The sequence below is a fragment of the Neobacillus niacini genome, from assembly GCF_030817595.1.
GTDB classification, from domain to species: Bacteria; Bacillota; Bacilli; order Bacillales; family Cytobacillaceae; genus Neobacillus; species Neobacillus niacini_G.
Map to the genome: position 1 here is coordinate 2,416,281 of NZ_JAUSZN010000001.1, position 21,754 is coordinate 2,438,034.

The window sequence follows — 21,754 nt, forward strand, 5'->3', positions numbered from 1 at the left end:
TGAACTATTTGGTGACTAGTGTTTTTGAAGACAAGGAAGTCTCTACAGGAGAATTCTCGTGAGTTTTACGTAAGAATAAAACCGAAATAAACGATGCTATACAAAGAATACAGATAAAAATGGCAAGCGGAGTCCAGGAACCATTGTAGTTCTTTAACAGAACTGTTGCGATCATCGGAGCCGTTCCACCAAATAATGCTGAACCTGTTTGGTAGCCAAGGGTAATTCCTGTGTAGCCAACATTGGTACTGAACATCTCAGTGAACATGGTTCCAATAATACTTGCGATGGAGGGCCAGAGAATTCCTAAAGCAATAATAGAAATCGCATAGACCCAGAAAGTAGACTTTAGTGAAAGTAAATAGAAGTATGGAAAAGCAAATAGTGCTAATCCAGCTGCACCAAGAAGGAAAACACGTTTCCGGCCAATTTTATCCGATAACATGCCCATTAATGGAATACAGAGTGTGGTAACAAGAGTCGAAATAGTAATAACATTTAATGCCGTTGTTCTAGAAAAGCCAATGGTACCTGTGGAATAAGCAATAAAGAAGGTTGTGAAGATATAGAACGGGCCGACTTCTACGCATTTCGCGCCTAGTGAAATTAAAACGGCTTTCCAATGATAGCGAAGGGTCTCAAGGAGTGGAACTTTGACCACATTTCCTTTTTCCTTTTCCTCTTGAAAGGCAGATGTTTCTTCAATACCTCGGCGAATCCAAATGCCGATTCCTACCAACAGAGCACTTAGTAAAAACGGAACTCGCCAGCCCCAAGTCAGGAATTGTCCATTGGGAAGCAAACTCATCAACGATACGGAGGCGGTACCCAATAACATTCCAAGCGGAATTCCCATTGCTGGGAAGCTTCCATAGAAACCGCGTTTTTGTTTCGGTGCAGATTCGACTGCCAGCAAAACGGCTCCTCCCCATTCGCCGCCAAGGGCAATCCCTTGAAGGAGGCGCAAAAGAACAAGTAAAATCGGTGCCAAGACCCCAACTGAATTATAGGTCGGCAATAATCCAATCAGCACAGTTGAAATCCCCATTAGCAGAAGAGAAATTACAAGCGTATTTTTTCTTCCAAATTTGTCTCCCATATGGCTAAATACGAGGCCGCCAAGAGGACGAATGAAAAACGTCACACCGAAAGTTGCATAGGCAAGCAATAAGCTTACAAAGGGATCATCATTTGGGAAGAACAACTTGTTAAACACGAGTGAAGCTACAGTCCCATATAGAAAGAAATCATAAAACTCAATAGTGCTGCCAATTAAACTAGCAAATAGAATTTTTTTGGAGCTTGTCGTTTTATTATTTTGTTTCCCTTTCATATTTTTCCCCCTAATAAATTATTTTTTATACTGTCGCTGTCCTCATCAAACCTGATTGATATAAGAATTTAACCGTAATTTCCCCTGGCGAGACCCAATCGAAGCCGCTTAGCTGGCAGCTCTCTACTCCTCATCTGAGAAGTCCCATGGTCCTTTTCGTCCCTGAAAGGATCTCCACTTGATAAAGGCCGGGTTTCGGCATGATATATTTACGATCAGTGTAAAGCGCTTTCATTAACATTCCTTCTAAACATCCACGAATCTCATAAGGTTTTCCTAAATAATGCGGGATTAGATGAACATCACCGTCACGAATCAATTTTCGAATCAGTGTGGAACTGATCTTTTGATGATTTCTTGTTTTTTTAGAAATAACGGTTACTTTAAATAAACCACCATTACTATATTGAGGTAAGGAATCGACATCCCCCTGGGCTTTATAGCCAAAGGAGAAGTCGAAGCCTACGACAACATGTTTCGCATGAAGTCCAACAATATATTTCTTGATAAAATCATCAGCTGGAAGGGTGGCAAATGGAAGATTGAAATTCATGACAAAAATTTTGTCTGCACCAAAAGCAGAGATTCTCTCCAGCTTCGAATCCAGTGGAGTAATATATCTCCGATCGGTCTCACGTTTAATGATCTCATCTGGATGCGGATCAAAGGTCATCACAGTGAACTTCAACCCCATCTCTTTAGCGATTGACTTCGCCTGCTGCAGTAAGGATTGATGACCGAGATGAACACCATCAAAAAAGCCTAATGCCATGACATGCGGTTCATTCATCTTAAACACAGCATCCAGTGAGTGAGTCATGTATTCAATATCCAAGTTGCTTCACCTTCCCCATTTCGTTAATTTTCCAGCTCTCATCTTCTTTGAATACTGTACTGTGTATTGTGTATACACAAAAATTTAAAAAAATTCTTTTAAAAGCTATACCCTATTTCTAGCTTGATAAAGATATAGCTCCTTTTCACCCTTATTGGCCTTTGGCATAATAGCGCACTTCAAATATTTTACAACCATTCGGAGATATCCATGGACCATGTTTCATCCCTGGAGGACGACAAGCAACAGCACCGGCTTTGAACTCTTCATCCAATTCCAGATCAATAATCGATCCTTCAATAATATACAGCTCTTCCCAAAAATCATGAAGTTGCACACCATTTGGAGAAGTATCGGTGCCAGGTTCAAACTGAAGAATACGAGTCGCTACCGGACTGCCTGGAATTTGTGCAATCACCCTTTGCGATAGACCTTTTACCGGAAAATGTTCCACTTCAAAATTGGTATAATCTGTGAATTCTAACTCTCTTTTACCCATCTTAAACCACCTCAGAATCGATTAAAATTTTTGTTTGATACGATAATTCTAGTTTTCTATCATTTCGAGCATCGTATAATTCTGCTCGAAATTCCTCTCCGAATAGAAATTCATTTGATAGAATCGGAAGAGTACCACAAAATAAGGCTGTTTCAGAAGTGCTATAACCGCGGGCTTCCACAATTTCTAAAAGCTCCTTCGGCGATAAAAAAGCCGCCAGCTTTCCAGATTGATATAAATGCTCTTCCCCATTAACGGAATACCAGCTCTTCAATTCAATCTCATCCCAATGATCTTCAATACTGCTTAAAGGCCATAACTCTTTTGAAATCGGCTTGGCACAGACTTGTTTTGATTTTTGTACCGATGTTGCTTCCAACACGCGATCCGTATGGTCACTTCCAATCCCCACATACCATTCTCCTTGGATATGAAGTAATACCACCTCTGCCTCACCACTGCCATCGTTCTGAACAGTAGAGACAACTTTTTCTGTACTGAGCAATTCCGGGGATAGCTGATAGATCATTGGCACAGCTTTAGGAGCAGCCACACCTATTTTTTCTAACTCTTCAATATGGGCTTTTAGTGCAGCCTGATCTTTTGCCGTGTAACCGGCAATGATAAAGTTTTGTGGTTCCCAAGTAATTTCTTTCCCATTTACATAAAAATTCATTGGTGTTAGCACTCCTTTCCGGTATTATAAAACGCGATGCTTTAATTGCGGGAAATCTTCTCTAATGACACTAATCTCTTCCAAGTCTATCTCCGTTGTTAAGATGGTCTCCTTTTCACCAGCTTGTGCAATCACGACACCCCATGGATCGACCACTTGGCTATGCCCTCCCAATAAAACGCCCTGACTTTTCCCGACACAGTTACTGGAGATGAGAAAACATTGATTTTCTAAGGCTCTGGCTACATTAAACAGCTTCCAGTGTTCAAGTCGCTGATGTGGCCAAGCGGAAGTGACTAATAAAATCTCTGCACCAAGGTCAACTTGCTTACGATAAAGCTCCGGGAATCGCAGGTCATAGCACGTCGATAATCCTACTTTTCCAAAAGGTGTCTCAACCACCGTAATCTCTGATCCGCGGGTAAGCAATTTCCCTTCCTGTGAACCATATTGGAACAGATGAATCTTCCGATAACTTCCGATGACCTCTCCTTCTGGATTAATCAAGATACTGGTATTAAAGTAGTCCTCTCCCGCCTTTTCCACAAAGCTTCCGGCAAAAAGGTGAACTTGTAAAGATTTGGCCATTTGCGAAAATTCCTGAACAAATGGACCATCGATTTCTTCTGCTTCCTCCACGTAACGGTCAAAAGCAAAATATCCCGTTGCCCAAATTTCCGGCATTATGATTAAGTCGTAACCTTTCATCTCGACTAACATGTTTTTTACTTTTTGAATACGTTCTTGTTTAGATTCATGGTCTTTAATTTCTAGTTGAATCGAACCAATTTTCACCCAAATACCCTCCTGTTTAAAAATTCGGAAAACTACATTTATACTAAACTCTCTTTTGGAATGCTATATCCATCTAAACACTTCGCAGCTAATGCTTCTGCTTCTTGATATCCGTAATTTCGATAAGAATAACCTTTTGCCACAAATGGAGCACCCGCATAAAACATTTCATACTGCTGATGACGTCCGCCAAACTCACTGCCAATTACATCCCAGGCAAGCTTGAATAATTGAACCTTCTCCTCATAGTTCACTGTTGCGGAACGAATATACTTTTGCATATCCTCCTTCGTTTCTGGGTTAACCAGCTCTTCAAACGAAGATGGTACCTGCAGAACCCCGCCGCCAACAAGCTCTCTAAAAATCGCAATTACTTTTGGATACAATTCACTTTGCAATCCCATTGCTCCATATAAGAACCGTGGGTTAGGAACGGCTGTACCGTTTTTATCAATCGTGCATTCATACTCAGACGCAAGGAGCAGCCCTTCGGCAGTCACCGCAAGCGAGGCCAGTTCTCCGAGTTTTTCCTGAACAGCTGGAATTTTATCAATTCCATTGGCAGCAGCAATTTTCTTTGCCAAACCGATGACAAATTTCAGCTTGCTGGTAAATCGGGTTTGAGCTTGGCTATTTCCTAATTTGTGAGCTGGTGTATCTTGAAATTGTGCACGAACAAGATCAATATCTTTATAGATGAACACATGCTCCCATGGAATAAACACATCATCAAAGACAACTAATGCATCACTCTCGTCATATCTGGTGGAGAGCGGATAATCAAAGGTGCTAGGTTTGTCAACGGCATAGCTTGGGCGTGGATAAAGCTTTAATCCTGCTGCATTCATTGGCACTACAAAAGATACAGCGTAGGTCTCATCCCCCGGGCGAAGCGGTGTAATACAGCTGACAAATAAATAATTCGATACGGCGGCACCTGTTCCGAGCATTTGCGAGCCTCTGATGACAATTCCATCTTCTCTTTCTTCATAAACTCCAGTAGCCAGGAATTTTTCCTCTTGTTCATGGGATGCTTTGCTGCGATCAATTTGTGGAGGGATAATGACATAAGATAGATATAAATCATTATCTCTAGCAAACTTATAAAAATTTACTGCATTATCTTTCAATTTTGGAAGTCCCCGTTCAAATACTTCAGGAGAGCTTGCGAACCCTGCAAAAAAGGAGGCAACATGGTCCGGAGACCGTCCCACAAATCCATATGTAGAATCAGACCACGTTTTAATCGCTTCACGGCGGTCCCTTAAATCATTCCTGCTTTTTGGAATCATGTAAATCTTATTTGCTAGCGTTCCGTCTTCTGTTTTATAAATCATTTTATTCTTTTCATCTGAAGCAATATCATAAAGGTTAGCAATGGTTTGGGTGATACCCTTGAAAGCCGGATGTGTCGTTACATCGTCTACTCTTTTTCCTCCAATATAGATACTTCTATTATCCCTAATCGACTCTAAATATTCTTTACCTGTTCTAACCACTATGAATCTTCCTCTCTATTAAAAAATGATAGATTTAAAGATTAAAAACAGCCTCTTTAACTTCGTTATCCAGCTTCTTGATCAGTGATTCTTTGTAGGTTTTGATAAATTGCGGCTTTTGGGTAATTTGTGCTCCATAAAAGGTAATATCCCGAAGATCCTGTACTTCAATTTCAATAATAGCCATCTTTAAGGTCATATCTTGGGTTTTCTCCACTCTGACTCTCGCAGGACCTGATATTGAGTAAACGCTTTCATGCTCGATAAAACTTAATGTGATTTCACTATCATCATTCACGGCTTCCACAATTTTCGATTTACAGTCTACCGCAAATCGTACGGTCTTACTATCGATGGCAAACACCCAAGATAAGGCGGTGGATATGACTTTGCCCAAGCTTTTGCTGTATGTATGGCAAAAGACCAAGGTTTGCCCTTGAAGCAATTCTTCCATTTCTTGGCTCAAGGCCGATTCTACCGTTTTCATGTTTTTCGCCCTTTCTTTGTTTTATTAAAAACCCTATTTCTAGGAAAAGCCCTAGAAATTAGGAGTTCTCTAAATAAGTTAAAGTTTCTTTTGTATTATTTAAATGATTTAAAACTTCGGCTGAAGCAAGCTCTGCATTTCCCATTTCTATAGCCTGGATAATCTCGCTGTGTTCTTTAATTACGTTTTTCATTCTTCCTTTTTTGCTGACCGCTTTAAGTCCCATGAGCTGAGTTAGATTATGGAGATTTTGTAATACTTCTTCTATGATGCCAAAGTTTGCCAATCTTGTTAGAGAAAGATGAAATTCATGGTCCAGTTCAATAAACCTGATAGCATCATCATTGTGTAATGCTTCCTCCTGCTGCTCAACAATTAGTCTTAAGACCTTTAGCTGATCAGGAGAGGTAATTACCTCTGTTAGTTTTTTCACCACTTGTGTTTCAATCGAACTACGAAGTAAAAAAATTTCATTTTGTTCTTCAGGTGTAATTTCTCTTACTGTTACTCCTTTTCGTGGAATTAAAACGAGTAACCCTTCTTTTACTAAATCTTGCAGAGCAGCTCTTACTGGCGTTCTTGAAGTATTTAACGTTTCTGCCAATTGAACCTCTGTAAATATTTGGTCTGAGGACATACCGCCAAAAAGAATCGCCTTTTTAATTTGCTTATAAACCTTATCTTGTGTTGTTATCTCTTTCTTAATTGGTTTTAAACTTACTCCTTTCATAACTTCTCCACCTTCTTTCATGATACTTGTGAAAATTCTGAATTTTGTATTATGTATACATAATACATTACACACAATTCAAAGGTCAACTAGTTTTTAAAAAATATTTATATTAATTTGAATATTCATCCTAAATTTCATCAAGGGGGCGAAGGACAAAAACGGTTAGAAAACTCTAGAAATGTCTTTAATCAAGCTTTAGAAACCATATTCCTCGACTAACCTCTACATACAACCAATAACTTTAACATGGAATAAGAAAAACCAGGCAAAATCGCCCGGTCCTTTCGGTTTGAGAATATCCGATAATTTGTACTCTACACCTATTTGTTAGCCAATAAAGCTTTTTTTATTCCCTTTTTAACAGTAGAAGGTTTCGGAAGCATTTCCGTTTGTAATAGAGGACCATATGTGTCGACACGACGGTCCCTAAAGAATTGTAGGATTTTCCTCGTATTTTCAATTTCTTTTAAATCAATGTCTTGAACGATAATTCCTTCTTCATCATTTATTTTTACTTCTTCTCCCTTTCTAATTGCTAATAACATAACACCCATAATACTTTTACCAGCACCAATCTTCCTTCTTTAAGACATCGTCATAGTTTTCAAGTATGATATTAAAACTCTCCATCCTGCTTACTCCACGTAAACGGTTGTTTATATTTTCATCAAATTGAATATTTAATTTGTTTGCTATAGCTTTCCATGCTTCATATATTGATCTGGATGACAAATGACTCCGTCTAAATCAAATATAATTGCACTATATTTCATTTTATTTTCCTCCGAAATTAAAACAAATGGGTGAAAAGCATTAGAATCACCCATTCAAATATAATTTGATTTTAATATCTTGTATCTTCCCTCCCACAGAAGGCATCAACCGGACTCTTTCCTTTAAACTCTGAACGTCCCATTAATTTGTCTATCAAACTCTCAAGTACAAATTCATTGTTTGTGTAGGCATTGACATAGGCCTGTAACAAAACTACTTATGGAACCCTAGAACAATTAAATCATGGAATTTATTATCCTATGGCTCCTATTGAATGAGGATCTTTCTTTGCCCTTACTCGATTAATGATAAAAAGTCCAAACATTAATATAAATGCCGCACAAACCAACACGCTGGGAATAATGAAGATTCGAGGATGGTAACCAGGAATTAAAAATGGTAGAAAATAACCGATCAAAGCCGCTGTCTGAGATAAGAAAACATATAAGCTTGAACCAAATCCAATACGGGTATTAAACATGCGCTGTACATACCCCATCGCTACCCCGTACAAAACAGAGACGAAGAAGGAATAAAGGGGCTGAACGAGAAAGAACACCCAAATCGGCGGATTCACAGAGTACAATATATATGTTGTTAGAGCACATAAGCTGCCGATAATTATCACCGGTTTACTACCGAATTTATTTGCCCAATATCCAGCAACCGTCATAAAGAGTAATTCAAAAACTGCCTGAATACTCCACAAGTAAGACATTAGCTGCGGTTCTTTAAACAATTGAAAGACCACTAGCGGCAAATAGAGTCCTCGTAATGAGTCAGCACATGCGAGCAAAAGAAGAGCAAAAAGCATCACAAGGGAGAATGCTTCACCTTTTACAGATGAAATTGATGCTGGTTCTACATACTCTTTGTAAAATATAAGAACGACAAACAATGTTAAATATCCCAAAAAGTTCCCCCACAGGACACTTTTAAAATTGCCAATGATATATAAATTCGCTCCTACTAGCAATCCAGTAAAAAAACCTACACTTAACATGGCGCGAAGCCAGATTTGCGCCATTTCATAAATGTCAGGGGCAATCGTCATAAAATGATTTCGGGCCATTGCAAAAAACTGGCCCATTATGAGTCCAGATGGTGCAACAGCAAAAATCATACCAATCAATGTTTCCACATAGGTTATCGCATTCATATAAATGAGTAACCCGGTCATACAAAGGATACAGGCAAAGATAGGTAGGGGCTTCTTGCGCTTAATCATGTCGCTGATTATACCAATCAGAATGGTCGTAACCATGTTTAGCAATAACGAAATCGAAAAAATCGAGACGATTTCAATTTGGGATAAACCGATTTCATCACGCATATAGACGGCGTTCATTGGAGCCAATATACCTGTTCCAATGCCATACAAAAAAATACCAATAAGAAGTATCCACGCTCCTTTGATTTTCAAAAATAATTTAAATTCAGTCATTATTGTCACTTTTTTCATCACCTACCCAGGTAATAGTTTTTTATAGTCTACCTTTTTATATTGAATTCATGACCAGCTAGGCTATAACCCTTTTTGCAATATGGTCTTCCAGAAGGAGTAAAACAACGACTTAAAACATTTCCTGCCTTCTAAAAAGAGACCATGATAAAAACTTGTCATGGTCTCTTCTTCCACTATATTCCACTTTAGTCAAACGAAATTTCAATCCCTTTTTCACTGGACTCATAAATTCCACATAAAATCTTCATCATCTCTAAGCCATCTTCCACTGGACTTAAGGTCTCTGTTTCACCTAGACAGGTTAATACAAAGTGATCAATTTCATTTTGGAAGCCTTGAACGAAGTCAAAGGTTAACGAATCTACCTGAGGAGTAGCGTTCAAAATTGTATTATGCTTTTCCGTGATAATGGATAATTCTGGTTCAACTTCTACCCCTCCCTTTTCTCCATATAGTTTGACGGTAATTTCATCTTTTTTTGCATGAAGGGTGAAACTCACGTCTACCATTAAAGAAGCGCCATTTTCAAAACGGATCAAGGCATTTGCCATGTCTTCAACCGTATTTTTTTCTGGATCATAGTCTGCTGCTTTGTAGAATGATAGATTTTTAACATTAGAGCGGTTCCCTAGTTTATAATATGTATTCCCAGTGATGCTCTTAACTTTTGGTTTCCCCATTAAATACCAGCATATATCTATCACGTGTACACCAATATCAATTAAAGGACCCCCTCCTGATCTTTCTTTATCTGAGAACCATCCACCTGGATTCCCTAATCTTCTTAAACATGATGCCTTCGCATAATAAATCTCACCAAGTTCATCCGCATCAATAAACTCTTTTAATAGCTTTGTATTTGATGCATATCTTCTAACAAAACCAACTTGAAGAACTTTTCCGGTTTGTTTAACCGTTTCTTGAATTTTCTTTGCCTCTTCTACAGTGGTACATAATGGCTTTTCTACTAGAACGTGTTTCCCTGCGTTTAATGCTGCAATGGCGATTTCCGCATGAGAGTTGTTCCATGTACATATACTCACGGCATCAATCTCTTTATCGGCTAGTAATGAAGGATAATCTCCATAAAAGGTTGCTGCACCATATTGTTTTGCTTTTTCTTCAGCTCTTTCTTCATTCATATCACAAACGGCATATAACTCGACTCTTTCATTTTTTACATAAGACTGCAAATGCATATCCGAGATTGAACCAGCACCGATTACTCCTATTTTTAGTTTACCCATTCCTTATTCTCCCCTTCTATTAAACTTGTTCCCAAATTCTGCGAACATTGTCTAAGCTAATTTTTGAACCTTTCTTACAATCTTCCATGCCTTCAAATTCGATTGAGATATAGCCATCATAACTTGAATGCTTAATTACTTTAATGATTTCATACATATCGATATCCCCGTGGCCAACGATTGAGCCTCGCAAATAATTTCCTGAAGCAGTTTGAAACCATCCTTCGCCTGGATCAAATTTTTCAGGTCGGTAATAAAAATCTTTAATATGAACCATTGAAGCATTATGAATATTTTTCTTCACTGCTTTAATAGGATTTTCATCTACACAAAGAAAATTACCGGTATCTAATGTAGTTTTGAAATTTGGCTTATTAACATGATGAATCAGGGTCTGGACACGATCACTAGCTTGAACGAAATAACCATGGTTTTCAACACTTGTTGTAATTCCATATTCTGCTGCATAATCCGCAATTCTTCTGCACGCAGCAGAGATCCTAGGTAAATCTTGTTCAAATTGAAGAATAGACGTCTCACCGATTGGTCTCCAAGCCACATCGTGACGCATAAGCTTAACACCTAACCGATTGGCTATATCAACTTGTTTAAAAACCCTTTCGATTTCTTGTTCATATTGCTCTTCATCAGACATGATAAAGTTTGCTCCGATTGCATAATTAGAAATCTCAATTCCGACTTTCTCTGCTTTTTGACGTACCGCGTCTGTTAAATCTGGATTATCGTCCAAAGAAAATCCCATCGGAACGATTTCAATATGTTCCCCGCCTTGTTCAGCGATCCATTCAATTGCTTCAAGAATATCTAATTCTTTTGACTTAAGGGCTGAATACAAACTATATGAACTTAAACCTAGTTTCATTTTTTACCTCCAAATTAAGTTATCTTCAGAAAAACCTTTGGCAGTACGGAAAAAGAATGACTAAACAACAGAGGAGTTTACATTACTCCCCTGTTGAGGAACTATCTTATTGATTAGAAGACCACTTCTCAGCACGTTTTTGTAAGTCATCCAAATAGGATTGAATATCAGGAGCTTTTCCGTTATGTGCTTTACTAATAAAGCCATTGATAGCAGGTACGATTTCACTTCCGAAAAATGGATTTGCTTCATCCAATAGAGTCGATTTAGACACCTGAGCGATTTCCATGGATGTTTTCATATATTTGTCTTCTTTGGCTACAAAACTAGCATCTGCAAGGGTTGGGGTAAATTTAAAATTATCATAGTTATGTTTTTGTGTGATAGGTCCAGTTAGGAATTTTAAAACCTCCCACGATGCTTCAACGTTTTTCGCGTCTTTTGCCATAACAAATGGGTCAACAGCAACCCATCCCTCACCATTAGGACCTAGATTTAATGTTGATTCAAAGCGATCAAGCAGTTTCGTATCCCCATTAGCCATAACTTCTCCCATCGTGCTTGCACCATTTGCATCAAGGTGAATGGCAATATTGTTTTTCTCCAAGCCAAAGTTTTCATTTCCTTGGGTGTTTAAAATACCAGGCGGTGCATATTTTGATGCCGCTTCTAACCATTCCAATATTTCTACCACTTCTGGTGAATTCAAATTCCATTTGATGTTTTTTAGGTCATTTAATGTCCCTTCTCCTCCAGTTGCTCCAAAAGCATGACTTAACGCAACAAAGGTTGATGCGTTTAATGCTTTTCCATCCCACCAAATTCCAAAGTTTTGTTCTCCAGTTTTAGGATTTTTTCCAGTCATTGCCTTCGCTTTTTCTAATACTTCTTCAGGAGTTGGATTTTCTGATAAGTAATCTACTCCCCATTCATCAAAAAGCTTTTTATCATAAATAATAATTCGTCTTCCTAGGACCGCAGGAATTCCAAAATGAACGCTTTTGTCAAAGGACTTTGTACTGTAGGAATTTTCCCATACACCTTCTAAGTAAATACTAGGGTCAAAAGTAGAATCATTTGCAATCAATTCATCTAATCCCTTTAATAATCCTTGTTGCTGCCACTGGGAAGCAAATGCTCCACCCGTATAAAGAACATCAACATCTCCTGATTTTAACATTGCTGTTTGTTTTGCTTGCGCATTTTCCCAAGGTACTTGATATAATTCTAATTTAATATTTGGATATCTTGGTTCGAATTCTTTTTTTATAAATTCTTCTAACCCCACGTTCTCGATGCCAGTGATAGGATCAATTCCACTCTCTAGTTGCCAACCTGCAAGAGAAACACGAACTGTGCCCTCAACTTCCGAAACAACCTCAACATCACTGGCTTTTTCCTCATTACTGCTAGTAGAAGAGCAAGCCGCTGTTGTTAACATAATTAAAGCGATTAAAACAAGATAAAACTTTTTGATCATCATAACTTCCCCCTAAAGAATAAATTGGTCATTGTATTTGTTCCATCCAAGATGATCATGATATATGCAGTTTTTCTTGAAACCCTCAAAATGCTAAAAAGACAATTATTGTTTAACGCCTGACAATGCAATACTTTCTACTATATAGCGCTGTAAGAATAGATAAAGGACAATAACTGGGGTAAGACTGACTGTTGTTGCAGCCATGATGACTGACGGCAAAGGTAAATCTTTGTTGTATGAAAACATTGCTAGTCCCAATTGAATTGTGTATTTATCAGGTGTTTTCAAAGCTAATAACGGCCAGAGTAAATCATTCCAAACAGCCAAAAACTGTAAAATTATCATAGTAGCCAAAATTGGAATACATAGAGGCAAATATACTTTTACAAAAACGGTGAATTCATTAGCACCATCAATGATTGCAGCTTCTCGTAAACTTCCTGGAAGCTGATCAATAAATGATTTGGCTAAAAAAGTTCCAAATGCATAATTCAAAGCAGGTAAAAAGAAAGACCAATACGTATCTAAAAGCTTGATCTTGGCAAACATCAAATATTGTGGAATCATCGTCATCTCAAAGGGAATCATCATGGTGCTTAAAGCGAGCAAAAGGACAATATTAGCTCCTTTAAATTTCAGCTTTGAAATTGCATACCCAGAAAATACCGCTGACAAAAGACTGACTACGATTACTCCTACTGAGACTATAATAGAATTAATCATATATTTTAGCATTGGGATATTTGTAAAAGCCATTTGATAGGTTTTAAACGAAAACTCTTCTGGCCAAAATCTTGGTGGAAATGGTATTTTAAGTCTTGCAGCCCAATCAAAACTTGTTAAAACCATCCAAATAAAAGGAATAATCATAACCAATGAACCTATAAGTAAAACACCTGTTAATATCCAATCTGCAACTTTTTTGGAACGTCTTGAATTTTTGTCAGTTACATTTCCATTCATTGTTGATGCTTTCATCATTTGCCCCCCTTAATCAAAATTACTTTTTCTATTCGTGAGCATAAGGACGATTGTTAGAACAAGAATAAAGAAAAATAAGATATAAGAAGCGGCAGTTGCTATACCCATTTGTGATGATAGAAATCCATTTCGATAGATATAGAGAACAGCTGTCATTAATGAGCCTGCAGGGTTACCAGCAGTGCCCCCAATTAACCAAACATCAGTAAATCGCTTCATGGCATTGATGGTTCCGATTATTACCATGAAAATAATGATTGGTTTTAAATACGGAATGGTGATATATAACCATTTTTTCAGCCAGTTGGCGCCATCTACTTCAGCAGCTTCATATAAATCCCTTGGTACACTTGTTAAAGCAGCAATAAATATAATAGTGTTATAACCTAGCATTCCCCACAGTGTCATGATAACGATACTAAATCTTGCGTATTTTGGATCCGTAAACCATCCAATTGGCTCAATTCCGACTAGACCAATAACATAGTTTAATAATCCTTCACTTCCAGGATTAAATAGAAATGAGAATAGGATACTTGTTGCAACTAGTGAAACGACATTAGGTAAAAAGTAAACTCCTTTAAAGAAATTTCTCCATTTTAACCAGCTGATATTGTGGATTAAGGTTGCTAAAATAAAAGATAAAGATACGCCTAAGACAACGGATAATATCCCCATATAAAATGTATTATAGATGGACTGCCAAAACAGAGAGTCTGTTAAAACATATTTATAGTTATTTAAACCTGCCCAATCTCCCTCAAAAGTTTGTGATGATTTCTTAAAGCTGAGGATTAATGCACCAATCATAGGGTAAATAGAAAATACGACAATGCCAATTAGTAAGGGTGCAGAAAATAAATAACCTGCCACATCTCGGCGTGTGAAAAACTTCTTTCGCCTTATCGTTGTCCCTTGTTTCGGAATCACTATTGAGGTTTTTAATTCGGATGACATTACCTCACTCCTTTTAATAGGTGTGGCTATATAACTTAGATATGACAGAAAAATCAGAAAAATAAAGTTAAATGAAGGTCAGCGTAGTAGATTAGCTTTCTATTATTAGTCCATCATGGTTAATAAATGCTCAAGACAAGTTTGTACTATGGAACAAATCGAAGTGTATGCCAACTAATAGTTGGACATCACACTTACGACAGATTTCAAGAACTTCATAACATGAATTAGATCGGATAATGCCCAATTTTTATAATGTGATTTTATCTTTCGCTAATGATGGTAGTTTAATTGGCAGACCCACTTCATTCGACTTGTTTGAAGCTAATGTGGCAGCAAGTGTTTTTGCTCCGTCTTCATAATCTGATAAAACAAGATCAGGCTCGCCCTTTATCACTGCCTCAATAAATCTTCTATCCTGTTCTTGATAAAAATCAACTTTCGATTTGTAGGTAATAGAAGAATCTTTATCAACAATCGTTAAAATAGTTCCATCAATCTCCACTCGGAAATCCTTACCTAATATCTCAATTCCTGAACGATGATCACACTGGGTAAATGAAGAATCAAGATGTCCGACAGCACCAGACGTAAATGTCAAATTCACTGATGTGACATCAGGAATATCAATATTAGGAATGTCAGATAAAACCTGCAAGCTCATATTCGCATACACATTATAAATTTCACCCGCTAAATATCGCATTAAATCGAGGGTATGAGTGGACTGCTCAACAAGTTGTCCGCCTGATTTACTCATTTCGCGGTACCAAGGAGTTGGAACAAATGAGGTTATGTAGTGTCCCCTTACCATCGCGATTTTCTTATCTTTTAAATAATCTTTTGCCTTCGCAACTGTATCTAAATAACGTAAACAGTAACCCACGCCACAAATAACGCCTGAATTTTTTATTACCTTTGCTTTCCTTTGTACCGTTTCTAAATCGAGGCCTAAAGGTTTTTCTACTAGCAGATGAATTCCTCGTTTCGCGATCTTTTCCTCAATTTCATCATGTGCAAATGGAGGAACACAAACGAAGACTGCATCTAATGTTTCCTTTTCCAGCATGGCATCTAGATCTGTATAAGCAGCTGCATTGTATTGTAATCCCTTTTGCTTCGCACTTTCTTCCACGATGTCACAGACAGCAACAATTACAGCATCACTGTTTTTTGAAACATTCTCCAAATGTACTCCGGCAATTCCACCAACACCTACAAATCCTACTTTTACCTTACTCATGAAATTCATCTCCTTTAGTTTTTCACTTTAGAACGACTTGCTAAAATGACATCCATATGACGCGCTGTATCATTTGGCAGCTGTCTAGGATTGATTGCATAAGGACTGAGCTCGGCTGTGATGGTATCTTTATACCCAATTTCTTCTAATGCCGCTACAACAGCTGGCCAATTCACGTCACCAGCTAATAGCGGTACGAATCCAGTAATATTTCCTACCTTTGTACTGAAATCTTTTACATGAACTTTACTGATTCGTTTCCCTAGGATTCGAATCCATTGTTCTGGATATCCAAACTGAAGGACATTCCCTACATCAAAATAGGCTTTTGCATAATCGGAATCTAGTTCGTCTATATATCTCGCCATTTCAAGTGGTGACATTAAGAATTTATTCCATACATTCTCTATTCCAATTGCCACTTGGCGTTTTTCCGCTTCAACTAATACTTTTTTTAGTTCATCTTGGCTTCTGTTGTAACAATCATCATAAGAGACATCCGGGGTTACAGAGCCAGGAACAACCAATACCGTATCAATTCCCATCGCACTAGCCAATTCTATTTGCTTTAAGATGACTTTTCTGCCCTGTTCTCTAACCTCTGCATTAGGAGAAGATAACGGACTTTGCCATAATAACCCGGTAGATATGCTTCTTAGTTGTGATCCAAAGGACGTGGCTAGGTCAACAATTGCTTCTGCTTCACGTGGTGTTGTATCCATTGTTAAACCGATTCCGTCAGAGTTATATAAATTCAATTCCACGGCATCGAAGCCTGCTTCCTTACTGAATGTAAAAACATCCTCCAAAGATGTTCCTTCTGGATAGCACCATTGATTAATTCCTTTTAACATAGCAAACAACCCCTTCATTTTATTCGAGCCAATTCCTTTGATTCTAAGAAACATGCACATATATAGAATGGTAGACTGCTGCCTCACCCCCTATAAAAAAAGATTACTGTTTTACCCATTTTCTTTACGTCTAGTACTGCTAATTTATAATTTAATAGGCTGCCTTTTTTCAGAAGATTCATATGCGGCTAATGCTACTTCTAAAGCCTTCAGACCATCAAATCCGGAAATGGATGGTTCTTTACCATTTGAAACACTAGTCAAAAAGTCATTAACTAATTCAAAATCCATGTTATCGCCCCAATAATTCCAATTAACTCCATTCGGCGCATAAACATCTAATTTTTGGGCAAATGCGTCCACCTTCAGATTCCCTTCACTTCCAATAATTTCTAACGTTACATCCCCCCAAGTTGGGTACGTTTCATTCCGCGACCAGCTGCAATCCAAAGTTGAGAATACATCGTTTTCAAATTGAATGTTGAGGATACCGCAGTCATCAATTGAGCCAGAAGAGATTGTATTATCAATTTCAGCATATACTTCCTTGACTTCTGCACCCATGAACCATCTCATGAGATCGACCACATGCACGGTATGGTCGATAACAGCTCCTCCTCCTGATTTGGCCCGATCAACAAACCAGCCTCCAGGATTCGTCCCGCGATTCGTTCCTTTAATAGCAAATATTTGCCCAAGCTCTCCATTTTCAATGATTTTTTTTGCCCGAACAACAGCCGAATTAAATCGAACCGGAAAAGCAGTTTGAAGAATGACTTGATTTTGTTTACATACCTCAATCATTTCTTTTGCGTCTTCAACCTTTGTTGCTAATGGTTTTTCACATAAAATATGCTTTCCAGCCATTGCGGCCGCCACTACATGTTCACGGTGTTTACAATTCTCAGAAGTAATAATGACAGCATCCAGATCTTGTTGCAGCAACTCTTCATGCCCTTTGAAGAATTTAGTATTATATTTTGCAGCTGCATTTTCTCCACGTCTTTGGTCATCATCAGCAATTCCTACTATTTGAACTCCATCTATCTTTCTTAATGAATCGGCATATCCATAAGCATGTGGATGAGCAAAACTAATAATACCTACCTTCATCGAATTTGCGCCTCCTCTTTTTGATTTTCACCAGTTACAATTTCTCTGCCGGTTTCAATTGATTTAAGAGCATTTAACGCAATTTCCATTGCTTTATATGCATCCTCTGCCGATACAATCGGATCTTTTCCGGTTTCGATGCAGTTTATAAAATGCTGTATTTCAGTAAAATAAGGATTATGCTTTAATGGACTTTCAGGAACTGCAACACCACCGCCAGCAGTATTTTTGTTTAATACCACTGGGACAGACCTAGAACTATCATGATCAATGATTCCTTTTTCACCCGCAAATTCAAATTTGGTGGTGAATCCTTGATGCGCCCATGTTCCTTCAACATGAGCAATGACGCCGCTTTTAAAGCGCAGAGTAACCAAAGAATAATCGATTCGTTTTTTGTTTCCATCTTTTATGCTTTTCGCATAAACCCGATCTACTTCACCAAAACACCATCTCAAGAAGTCAAAATCATGGATAATCATGTCTAAAACCAGACCGCCGCTTTTTTCATAATCCGCATACCAGTCATCGGAAGCTTTTGGAAAGCCGCCTCCTCTTGATGTTCGTACCACCGCGACATTTCCGATTTTTCCTTCTTCCACAATATTTTTAGCCTGAACATACTCAGGAAAAAAGCGAACAACATGGCCAACGAAAAGTTTTACGTTTTTTTCCTGACAATAGTTAATCATTTCTCTTGCATCCTCGAGATTTCTGGCTAGGGGCTTTTCACAAATGACATGAATCCCGCGATCGGCGGCCATTTTTGTATAAGGTTTATGGAAAGGGGTTGGTACACAAATAGAGACTACATCGACTTTTTCTAATACTTCTATTGCCTCTTCATATGTTTGAAATGCTTTTGTTTTTAATTTTTTTGCGAGCGCTTTGGCCTTTTCCAGATTTTTATCCACAATTCCAGTAAGAACGGCATTTTCCATTTTGGTATAAGCTTCACCGTGAACACTTCCCATGGTGCCTGCTCCAATCAATAGAACGTTTAACAATGTCATCTCTCCCTACTATTGAATTCTATAATTTTGGAATACTATATTGGCAATGCTGCATTTTTGTTGCTATTTTTAAAAAATAAACCGGTTGCACCGACTACACATGCATATTTTTCTAACTGAGAAATCTCGATATTAACCTTATCTACGATACTAGCGATTCCATGTTTTTGAACGGTCCTTTTGATAGCCGGCAGCAAAAAATCTGCTCCGTTCATTACACCGCCACCAAGAATTACTGCTTCAGTGTTAAAAAGATGGATTAAATTGATAATTCCAATGCCAAGATATTCTCCTACTTCATCAAGTAATTCGATTGAAAAGGGATCACCCATTTTTGCTGCATTACAAATATCCACTGAGGTAATCTTACTTTCTGGAGGAAAAAACTCACTTACAGAGCCATTTTCTATTCTTTCATGGGCAATTTTCGATATGGCTGTCCCCGAAGCATAGTTCTCTAAACATCCTTTATTTCCGCATGAACAAAGTGGACCATCGATATTAATGGAAATGTGTCCAAATTCCCCGGCACTATCCGTAATACCAGTGATAAGTCTGTCGTTGCTGATGATACCTGCGCCGATTCCTGTACTGACTGTAATGTAGATGAGGTTCTTTTTTCCTTTACCTCTCCCCCACATCCATTCGCCTACAGCTGCGGCATTACCGTCGTTATATAACTCGACAGGAAGATCGAGCTCATTCTCGAGTATTGGTCCGATAGGAAAATTGGCTATATCCAGGTTACTCGCAAAGATGATCTCCTTCTTTTTTGAATCTATCACCCCTGCGGTTGCAATGCCTATGCCTTTTATCCGAGTGATCTCTACGTTTGCTTCATGAATGAGTGCTTTTATCGTGTTAATAATTAGTTCACCTAAGTTTTCCTTTCCCCCCTTGGAGTCACACTGCAATTTTGAAAGGATTTCTCCATTCTTTGACACCAGTGCTGTCAGTATTTTGGTCCCTCCTATATCCAGACCAATGGCTAAATCATCTGTTTGTTCCATTGAAGTTCCTCCCTGCTACTTATTCGAAACAATCCCCCAATTACTTTCTGACACCGCTTAGTGAAATACCTGCAATCAGGTGTTTCTGTAAAAAGATAAACAAAATGATCATCGGAATGGTAGATAACAATGCACCAGCCATCAGTAATGGGTAATTTGTAGAATACTGCCCTTGAAAAGAGGCAATCCCAATTGAAAGAACTCTCATATTTTCAGAGTTTGTCATAATTAACGGCCATAGGAAATCGTTCCATGATGCTAGTGCTGTAAAAATCCCCAGGGCAATTAAGGCTGGGGTAGCATTCGGGAGCAGTACTCTCCAATAGATCCCCCACCACGAACATCCATCGATTATCGCTGCTTCATCCAGTTCTTTTGGAATTCCCATAAAAAACTGTCTTAACAAGAACACTCCAAATGCACTGAAGATTCCTGGCACAATTAATGCATAAAAGGTATCAATCCATCCTAACTTAGCTAAAATGGCATAATTAGGAATTAAAATGACTTGAGGAGGAACCATCAATACTGACAAAATGGCAATAAAAATGACATTTTTAAACGGAAATTTCATCCTTGCAAAAGCAAATGCCGCTAACGAACAAAGTAATAACTGGGATAGAGTCCGTCCAACCGTAACGATAATGGTGTTTAAATAGTACTTAAAAAAATCAACACTTTCGAAAACCTTTGAATAATTTTCAGGATGCCATTCTTTTGGAATGATGTCCGGTGGTACTTGCATGGAATCACCGTAGGATTTAAACGATGTCGAAATCATCCATAAAAAAGGTATAATCATGATGATTGCCCCAATGATTAGTAGAGCATGAATGAAAATTTTGTTTTCTTTCAATTAAATCCCCCCTGTCTATGAGTCATAATGAACCCATTTCTTTTGAAAGATAAATTGGACAATGGTTATAGCTAAGATTGCGATAAATAACAGAAAGGCTTGAGCAGAGGCAATTCCCATTTGTGAATATTTAAATCCAGATTCGTATACTCCAAATACTATGGTTCTTAATGGATCCAATAGAGCATTGTTGTCACCAATCATGACGAATATTAAATCAAACATCTGAAGAGAACTGATCATAGAAGTGATAAAAACAAAAAATAATGTCGGAGTAATTAAAGGCAATGTTATGTTAAAAAATTGTTTTAGTTTCGATGCACCATCTATCTGCGCTGCTTCGTAATAGGATTGGGAAACCCCTTGGAGTCCTGCAAGTAACAGGATGACATTATTACCTACCGTCATCCATACATAAACAAGAATGACTGAAAACAGTGCGATATTGGGATTGAACAACCACGATGGCTGAGGAAGATGGAATACACTTAAAATATAGTTGATTAATCCGTACTCTGTGTTATAAAGCCATTTCCACACCATTCCTACGGCAACTGGCATCGTCACAACAGGGAGAAAGTATAATGTACGATAAAATACCATTCCCTTGATCTTTTGGTTAAGCAACAGAGAAACAAGGGTGGCTATCACCACTGATAAAGGCACCGACACAATCGTAAAGACAATGGTATTGATAATGGAACGCTGAAAGGTTGGGTCCTGTAATAAAGTATTGATATTTTCTAGTCCTACAAATACTGGAGTTGTAATCCCATCCCAGCTTGTAAAGGATAAACCAAAGGACGCAATGGCAGGCAGCATATAGAAAACAAGGAGTCCTAAAAAAGTTGGTGCAATAAATAATAAGGCTATAATTGCTTCTTTATCGAGCTTTTTCTTTTTCCGCTCTACAACTACGATATTTTGTTTGTTTTTTCCAATAGTCGTTGAAAAGCCGCCCAAAATCATCTCTCCTTTCATGGTCAAACAGACTGTGACACAGCCTGTTTGACTATTC

The 21,754-nt window shown here is 38.1% G+C and carries 23 protein-coding genes; all 23 read right to left on the minus strand.

The features are described 5' to 3' along the window. Positions 1-4: 4 nt before the first annotated feature. A complete protein-coding gene (locus QFZ31_RS11620; protein ID WP_307303109.1) occupies positions 5-1,333 on the minus strand; it encodes an MFS transporter in 1,329 nt (442 codons plus the stop codon). A gap of 130 nt (positions 1,334-1,463) precedes the next feature. After that, positions 1,464-2,168 carry an FAD synthetase family protein gene (locus tag QFZ31_RS11625; protein WP_307303110.1) on the minus strand — a complete coding sequence of 235 codons (705 nt, stop codon included), beginning with the start codon at positions 2,166-2,168 and terminating at the stop codon, positions 1,464-1,466. A gap of 151 nt (positions 2,169-2,319) precedes the next feature. Beyond that, complete coding sequence (locus QFZ31_RS11630) at positions 2,320-2,667, minus strand: cupin domain-containing protein (protein ID WP_179602181.1); 348 nt, start codon at positions 2,665-2,667, stop codon at positions 2,320-2,322. A 1-nt stretch (position 2,668) separates the two neighbouring features. After that, positions 2,669-3,343 carry a DUF2848 family protein gene (locus tag QFZ31_RS11635; protein WP_307303111.1) on the minus strand — a complete coding sequence of 225 codons (675 nt, stop codon included), beginning with the start codon at positions 3,341-3,343 and terminating at the stop codon, positions 2,669-2,671. A 24-nt stretch (positions 3,344-3,367) separates the two neighbouring features. Continuing rightward, a complete protein-coding gene (locus QFZ31_RS11640; RefSeq protein ID WP_307303112.1) occupies positions 3,368-4,138 on the minus strand; it encodes a carbon-nitrogen family hydrolase in 771 nt (256 codons plus the stop codon). Between the two features lie 38 nt (positions 4,139-4,176). Continuing rightward, a complete protein-coding gene (locus QFZ31_RS11645) occupies positions 4,177-5,637 on the minus strand; it encodes a 4-hydroxyphenylacetate 3-hydroxylase family protein (RefSeq protein ID WP_307303113.1) in 1,461 nt (486 codons plus the stop codon). A 34-nt stretch (positions 5,638-5,671) separates the two neighbouring features. Next, positions 5,672-6,124 (minus strand): hypothetical protein, encoded by a 453-nt coding sequence (locus tag QFZ31_RS11650; RefSeq protein WP_307303114.1) that lies wholly within the window; start codon positions 6,122-6,124, stop codon positions 5,672-5,674. A 58-nt stretch (positions 6,125-6,182) separates the two neighbouring features. Then, entirely contained in the window at positions 6,183-6,854 is a 672-nt protein-coding gene (locus QFZ31_RS11655; RefSeq protein ID WP_179602191.1) for a GntR family transcriptional regulator, read from the minus strand. A 323-nt stretch (positions 6,855-7,177) separates the two neighbouring features. Further along, positions 7,178-7,411, minus strand: coding sequence for a hypothetical protein (locus QFZ31_RS11660; protein ID WP_307303115.1), 234 nt, complete (start codon positions 7,409-7,411; stop codon positions 7,178-7,180). Positions 7,412-7,418: 7 nt separating this feature from the next. Then, positions 7,419-7,589 carry a hypothetical protein gene (locus QFZ31_RS11665; protein WP_307303116.1) on the minus strand — a complete coding sequence of 57 codons (171 nt, stop codon included), beginning with the start codon at positions 7,587-7,589 and terminating at the stop codon, positions 7,419-7,421. Between the two features lie 295 nt (positions 7,590-7,884). Next, the gene (locus QFZ31_RS11670) at positions 7,885-9,093 is read right to left on the minus strand and encodes an MFS transporter (protein WP_307303117.1); all 1,209 of its coding nucleotides are present in this window, start codon (positions 9,091-9,093) and stop codon (positions 7,885-7,887) included. A 188-nt stretch (positions 9,094-9,281) separates the two neighbouring features. Further along, positions 9,282-10,343 (minus strand): Gfo/Idh/MocA family protein, encoded by a 1,062-nt coding sequence (locus tag QFZ31_RS11675; protein WP_307303118.1) that lies wholly within the window; start codon positions 10,341-10,343, stop codon positions 9,282-9,284. A gap of 19 nt (positions 10,344-10,362) precedes the next feature. Continuing rightward, positions 10,363-11,226, minus strand: coding sequence for a sugar phosphate isomerase/epimerase family protein (locus tag QFZ31_RS11680; protein WP_307303119.1), 864 nt, complete (start codon positions 11,224-11,226; stop codon positions 10,363-10,365). A 106-nt stretch (positions 11,227-11,332) separates the two neighbouring features. Further along, positions 11,333-12,706: an extracellular solute-binding protein gene (locus QFZ31_RS11685; protein WP_307303120.1), complete on the minus strand. Its 1,374-nt coding sequence runs from the start codon at positions 12,704-12,706 to the stop codon at positions 11,333-11,335. 105 nt (positions 12,707-12,811) lie between these two features. After that, a complete protein-coding gene (locus QFZ31_RS11690; protein ID WP_307311536.1) occupies positions 12,812-13,672 on the minus strand; it encodes a carbohydrate ABC transporter permease in 861 nt (286 codons plus the stop codon). A gap of 27 nt (positions 13,673-13,699) precedes the next feature. After that, positions 13,700-14,647, minus strand: a complete 948-nt coding sequence (locus QFZ31_RS11695; protein ID WP_307303121.1) for a carbohydrate ABC transporter permease — start codon at positions 14,645-14,647, stop codon at positions 13,700-13,702. Between the two features lie 250 nt (positions 14,648-14,897). Further along, positions 14,898-15,890, minus strand: coding sequence for a Gfo/Idh/MocA family protein (locus QFZ31_RS11700; RefSeq protein WP_307303122.1), 993 nt, complete (start codon positions 15,888-15,890; stop codon positions 14,898-14,900). A 14-nt stretch (positions 15,891-15,904) separates the two neighbouring features. Then, positions 15,905-16,744, minus strand: a complete 840-nt coding sequence (locus QFZ31_RS11705; RefSeq protein ID WP_307303123.1) for a sugar phosphate isomerase/epimerase family protein — start codon at positions 16,742-16,744, stop codon at positions 15,905-15,907. A gap of 144 nt (positions 16,745-16,888) precedes the next feature. Further along, a complete protein-coding gene (locus QFZ31_RS11710; protein WP_307303124.1) occupies positions 16,889-17,857 on the minus strand; it encodes a Gfo/Idh/MocA family protein in 969 nt (322 codons plus the stop codon). Next, positions 17,854-18,864 carry a Gfo/Idh/MocA family protein gene (locus QFZ31_RS11715; RefSeq protein WP_307303125.1) on the minus strand — a complete coding sequence of 337 codons (1,011 nt, stop codon included), beginning with the start codon at positions 18,862-18,864 and terminating at the stop codon, positions 17,854-17,856. The genes QFZ31_RS11710 and QFZ31_RS11715 overlap by 4 nt, the downstream gene beginning before the upstream one ends. A 41-nt stretch (positions 18,865-18,905) precedes the next feature. Next, on the minus strand, positions 18,906-19,880 hold the full coding sequence (locus tag QFZ31_RS11720) for an ROK family protein (protein WP_307303126.1): 975 nt from the start codon (positions 19,878-19,880) through the stop codon (positions 18,906-18,908). A gap of 40 nt (positions 19,881-19,920) precedes the next feature. Then, complete coding sequence (locus QFZ31_RS11725; RefSeq protein ID WP_307311539.1) at positions 19,921-20,682, minus strand: carbohydrate ABC transporter permease; 762 nt, start codon at positions 20,680-20,682, stop codon at positions 19,921-19,923. Positions 20,683-20,751: 69 nt separating this feature from the next. Further along, positions 20,752-21,699: a carbohydrate ABC transporter permease gene (locus QFZ31_RS11730; protein ID WP_307303127.1), complete on the minus strand. Its 948-nt coding sequence runs from the start codon at positions 21,697-21,699 to the stop codon at positions 20,752-20,754. Positions 21,700-21,754 lie beyond the last annotated feature (55 nt).